A 5,235-nucleotide genomic window follows, 5' to 3' on the forward strand; every position below is an offset into this window, starting at 1 on the left:
CCCTCGATCAGGTAGGTCACCGTCTCGAAGCCGCGGTGCGGGTGCCAGTGGGTGCCCTTGGGCTCGCCGGCGGCGTAGTCCACCTCGCCCATGTGGTCCATCATGATGAACGGGTCCAGGTAGCGGTAGTCGATGCCCGCCATGGTCCGGCGCACCGGAAAGCCCTCGCCCTCCAGGCCGGCCGGGGCGGTGGACACCGCCAGCACCGGACGCTCGACGTCGCCCAGGGAGGCCCCGGTCACCCGGGGCAGGGTCATGGTGTCGGCAGTAACGGCAGCCATTGTCTTCCAGCCTCCTCGCTCGTTGCATGTGCAACTAGCTTCTGCAACCAGTGGGCCATCGAAGCTATTCCACGCCGGCTGGCTGGCGCAGGCTTTCCGCACAACGACCGCCGCACCCGGCACGCCGGAAGGCGGCCTGGGTGCGGCGGTGGACGTAGGCGGCCGGTGGCCGCGTGCGCTGCCCTCGTTCCGGCGTCCCGACTGGTCAGGCGCTCTTGTCGGCAGGGGTCAGGGCGCTCTTGTCGTCGGTTCCCGTGAGGCCGGCGCTCTTGTCATCGACGGTCACGGTGACGTCGGCCGACTTGTCGTCGGTGACGGTGAGGCCGGCCGACTTGTCGTCGGTGACGGTGATGCCAGCCGACTTGTCGTCCACGGTCACGCTCGCGGACTTGTCGTTGACGGTCAGCTTGGCGCTCTTGTCGGCGAAAGCCGGGTTGGCGGTACCGAGGATGCCGCAGGTCAGCAGTAGGGCAATGCCGGCAGTGGCCGGGCGCAGCAGTCGAGTCATAGGAGGTCCTTCCGTGGAGGTGTGCATTTCTCATCGGCCGAAAACGGCCCAGTTGAGCCGTCCGGAGGTGACGCGTCGCACTCGGACGGCAAACTGGGCCGACTCGGTGACTTGCGGTAACAGATACGGCTATTCCGATTACTCTTCGCTGTCATCAGGCGTTTGGAGGGCGGTGAGCTCGGCCGTCGCGGCGGCAAGATCCTGTGCGGCGCCGGCCAGTGCCAGCGCGGCGGCGTCCAGATCGGCCCGGGCCGCGGCGCGGGCGGTGCGCAGCTGCGCGGCCGTTCCCGCGGCCGGGAGAGCCAGTGCGGTCGCGGTGGCGCTCCCGGCGTGGGCCGTCGCCCCGTCCAGCTTGGCGGCCAGGTCAGCCAGCGGGGCGGACACCGTGCTGACGTCCGCGCCCGCCGCGGCCAGCTCGTCCGCCTGCCCGGCCAGCTCGCCGGCGCGATCGGCCAGCTTCGCCGCGGCGCTGCGCACCCGGGCGGCGGCGGTGACCAGCTGGAATTGCAGCTCCGCGCCCTGCACGGTGCGCAGGCCGGCCTCGGTGGCGGACCGGATCGCCGGGCCGGACGTCGCGGCGGCCACCGCGGCGCTGTCGGCGGCGAGCGCGGCCAGGTCGGCAGCGGTGGCGGTGGCCAGCGCGCTCTTGTCCTCGGCCGACAGCAGCGCGGAGGCGGCTGCGGCGGCCGCGATCCGGCGTACCCGGGCGGCGTCGGCGGCCAGCGCCTTGGTCGCGCCCTTGCGCGCACCGGCGAGCTTGTCCACCGGCTTGTGCGACGCCGGGTGGCTGTGTGCGGCCGGCCGGCTGTGCGCGGCGGGCTTGGAGTGGGCCTTGCCGGGCGCGGCGAGGGCAGAGCCGCCGGCACCGAGCACGCCGCAGGCCAGTACAAAGGCAACGCCGGCCGCGGCCGGGCGCATCATTCGAGTCACAACGACCTCCGTGTCGATTACGTACAGTTACAAATCGATCGGAAGTATGCCGGATCTGGTCACAATAAGTGACCAGTTCCGGAATTCGTCGTTACTGCTCGGAATCCCCCGACGCCGGCTCCGCCGCGGGCCCGTCCGGTTGCCCGGCCCGGTAGCGCAGCCACAGCGCACCCAGCGGCGGCACCCGGACGCTCGCCGAGGCCGGCTGGCCGTGCCAGCTGCGCTCCTCGGCGGTGACCCCGCCGAGGTTGCCCACCCCGGAACCGCCGTAGATCTCGGCGTCGGTGTTGACCACCTCGTCCCACCGGCCGGGCCGGGGCAGGCCCAGCCGGTAGTGCTCGTGCGGCACCGGGGAGAAGTTGACCACGCAGGCCAGCACCGAGCCGTCATCGCCCCAGCGCAGGAAGGAGAACACGTTGCCGCTGGCGTCGTTGGCGTCGATCCAGCCGAAGCCGGCCGGCAGGATGTCCTGCGACCACAGCGCGCGGTCGTCGCGGTACTGCCGGTTGAGGTCGCTGACCACCCGGCGTACCCCGGCGTGGTCGGCGCCGTCGAGCAGCCACCAGTCCAGGGTGCGGCCCTCGTTCCACTCGCCGCCCTGCGCGAACTCCGAGCCCTGGAAGATCAACTGCTTGCCCGGGTGCGCCCACATGAAGGCGTACAGCGCCCGCAACGTGGCCATCTGCTGCCACCGGTCGCCGGGGATCTTGTTCAGCAGCGAGCCCTTGCCGTGCACCACCTCGTCGTGGCTGAACGGCAGCACGTAGTTCTCGGAGTAGGCGTAGACCATCGAGAAGGTCATCTCGTGGTGGTGGTACTGCCGGTGGACCGGCTGGTGCTGGACGTAGCCCAGGGTGTCGTGCATCCAGCCCATGTTCCACTTGAAACCGAACCCGAGCCCGCCCAGGTGGGTCGGCCGGGTCACCCCGGGCCAGGAGGTGGACTCCTCGGCGATGGTCACCACGCCGGGCACCCGCTTGTAGACGGTGGCGTTCATCTCCTGCAGGAACGCCACCGCTTCCAGGTTCTCCCGGCCGCCGTGCACGTTGGGCAGCCACTCGCCGGCCTTGCGGGAGTAGTCCAGGTAGAGCATCGAGGCGACCGCGTCCACCCGCAGGCCGTCGATGTGGAACTCCTCCAGCCAGTACAGGGCGTTGGCGACCAGGAAGTTGCGGACCTGGCTGCGCCCGAAGTTGAAGACGTAGGTGCCCCAGTCCGGCTGCTCGCCGCGGCGCGGGTCGGCGTGCTCGTAGAGTGGGGTGCCGTCGAAGCGGGCCAGCGCGAAGGAATCCTTCGGGAAGTGCGCCGGCACCCAGTCCACGATCACGCCGATGCCGGCCTGGTGCAGCGCGTCGACCAGGTAGCGGAAGTCGTCCGGGCTGCCGAACCGGGAGGTCGGCGCGAAGTAGGACGACACCTGGTAGCCCCAGGACCCGCCGTAGGGGTGCTCGGCCACCGGCAGGAACTCCACGTGAGTGAAGCCGGTGTCGCGGACGTAGTCGACCAGTTGCTCGGCCAGCTGCCGGTAGTCCAGCCCCAGCCGCCAGGAGCCCAGGTGCACCTCGTAGATCGACATCGGCGCGGCGTGCCAGGCGGTCTCAGCCCTGGCGGCCAGCCACTCGTCGTCGTTCCAGGTGTAGGAGGAGGTGAACACCACCGACGCGGTGGCCGGCGGCACCTCGGTGGCGAAGGCCAGCGGGTCGGCCTTGTCCCGCCACTCGCCGTCGGCGCCGAGGATCTGGAACTTGTACCGGCAGCCGTCGCCGACGCCGGGGATGAACAGCTCCCAGATGCCGGGGCCGCCCATCGAGCGCATCGGGAACGCCCGGCCGGACCAGTAGTCGAAGTCGCCGACCACCCGGACGGCCCGCGCGTTGGGCGCCCAGACCGCGAACGAGGTGCCGGTGACCGGGCCGGACGGGGTGTCGTAGCTGCGCACGTGCGCGCCCAGCACGTCCCACAGCTGCTCGTGCCGGCCCTCGCCGAGCAGGTACAGGTCCAGCTCGCCCAGGGTGGGCAGCCACCGGTACGGGTCGTCGACGATGAACTTGTCCTCGCCGTAGCTGACCTCGAGCCGGTAGTCGGTGGGGCCGAGGTCGATCACCGCGCCGAAGATGCCGCCCGGGTGCAGCTGCTCCAGCGGGTAGCGCTGCCCGGAGATGACTGCGCTGACCGCGCTGGCCTCCGGGCGCAGGGTGCGGATGGCGATCTTGCCGGGACCGACCGGATGGGCGCCGAGGATCGAGTGCGGCCCGGAGTGGACGCCGGCCGCCAGCCGGTCTAGGTCCTCCTGGCTCGGTTCTGGCCGGAACTCCGCTCCCGCGTCGGTCGCGGTGCCCTGCCCCTCGGCGGGGCTGGGGCCGCGGGACGGTCGCGGAGTGGCCAGCGCGGTCGCCTCGGCGGTGGTGGCCAGCTCGCCCTGCGCGGCCTGCGGGGTGTCGGCGGCGGCCGAGACCACCGCTGGTTCGCCCGCCGGGGCAGTGCCCACCACCGGCGGGCCGGCCTTGCCGGCGGCGGCCTTCTTCGCGGGGGTGTCGGCAGCCTTGGCGGTCTTGGTGGCGGCGGTCTTGGCCGCGCCGGCCGCCTTCTTGGCCGGTGCCTTGGCCGCCGCTGCCTTGCCGCCCGGCGCCTTCGCCACGGCCTTGCCGGCCGGGCCCTTCGCCACGGCGGCGGCCTTCTTCACCACGGCCTTGGCCGCCTTCTTCGCCGCGCCGATCGGGTCGTCCGCGGCGCCGTTCGGATCCTGCGTGCTCATGCGTTTCCTGCCAATCGGTGCAAGGAGGCCAGCGGGATGGGGAGCCAGTTCGGGCGGTTGCGCGCCTCGTACACCGACTCGTAGACCGCCTTGTCGGCTTCGAAGGCGCGCAGCAGCACCGCGGCCTCCTTCGGGTCCTGGCCACCGGCCTGGGCGTAGCCGGTGCAGAACGCGGCACGGTTGCGCTCGGCCCACTCGGCGGCCCGGAACTCCGACTGCGGCGTCGAGCCCATGTCGATCAACTGGTGCCGGGCTGCGTAGTCGAAGCTGCGCAGCATCCCGGCCACGTCCCGGATCGGGGAGTCGTGCGCCTGCCGCTCGCCGATGGACTTGGCGGGCTCGCCCTCGAAGTCCAGCAGCACCCAGCGGTAGGCGGTGCGCAGCACCTGGCCCAGGTGCAGGTCGCCGTGCACCCGCTGGGCCAGCACCTGGCCGGGCAGCTCGGCGAAGTCGGCGTAGGCCTGCCGCAGGCCGTCGGCCACCTCGGCCAGCTCCGGCACCTCGGCCAGCGCCGCGGTGAGCCGGCCGTTCATGGCGGCGGCCCGCTCGGCGAGCTCGGGCTGGTCCAGCACGGTGGTGCCGAACGCCTCGGCGAGGTCGGCGTGCACCTCGGCGGTGGAGACCCCGAGCCGGTGCGCCTCGCCCGCGAAGTCGCCGCCGGCCTCGTCGGCGTGCAGGTCGGCCTCGGCCATCAGGTCCCGCACGCTGGTGGTGGCCAGCTGCCAGCCGTCCGAGGCGGTCGTCATGAACTCCTGCAGCAT

At 72.1% G+C, this 5,235-nt stretch carries 4 protein-coding genes and 1 pseudogene; all 5 read right to left on the reverse strand.

Features of this window, described 5'->3' with window-relative positions:
- The coding region (locus VLJ82_RS00355; RefSeq protein ID WP_408661331.1) for a pirin family protein at positions 1–281 on the reverse strand (281 nt) is incomplete at its 3' end.
- A 205-nt stretch (positions 282–486) separates the two neighbouring features.
- Positions 487–789, reverse strand: coding sequence for a hypothetical protein (locus VLJ82_RS00360; protein WP_408661332.1), 303 nt, complete (start codon positions 787–789; stop codon positions 487–489).
- A 138-nt stretch (positions 790–927) separates the two neighbouring features.
- Positions 928–1,719 carry a hypothetical protein gene (locus VLJ82_RS00365; RefSeq protein WP_408661333.1) on the reverse strand — a complete coding sequence of 264 codons (792 nt, stop codon included), beginning with the start codon at positions 1,717–1,719 and terminating at the stop codon, positions 928–930.
- A 91-nt stretch (positions 1,720–1,810) separates the two neighbouring features.
- Positions 1,811–4,474, reverse strand: a complete 2,664-nt coding sequence (gene glgB, locus VLJ82_RS00370; protein ID WP_408661334.1) for a 1,4-alpha-glucan branching protein GlgB — start codon at positions 4,472–4,474, stop codon at positions 1,811–1,813.
- A pseudogene (locus VLJ82_RS00375) lies at positions 4,471–5,235 on the reverse strand (hypothetical protein); the annotation flags it as partial. The pseudogene VLJ82_RS00375 and the gene glgB, both read right to left, overlap by 4 nt.

Source organism: Jatrophihabitans sp. (assembly GCF_035474675.1).
In the GTDB taxonomy this organism is placed as follows: Bacteria; Actinomycetota; Actinomycetes; order Mycobacteriales; family Jatrophihabitantaceae; genus Jatrophihabitans_A.

Bases quoted from the DNA above. Each gene is read 5' to 3' on its own strand.
- VLJ82_RS00360 (WP_408661332.1), bottom strand. From the start codon at position 789: ATGACTCGACTGCTGCGCCCGGCCACTGCCGGCATTGCCCTACTGCTG.
- glgB (WP_408661334.1), bottom strand. From the start codon at position 4,474: ATGAGCACGCAGGATCCGAACGGCGCCGCGGACGACCCGATCGGCGCG.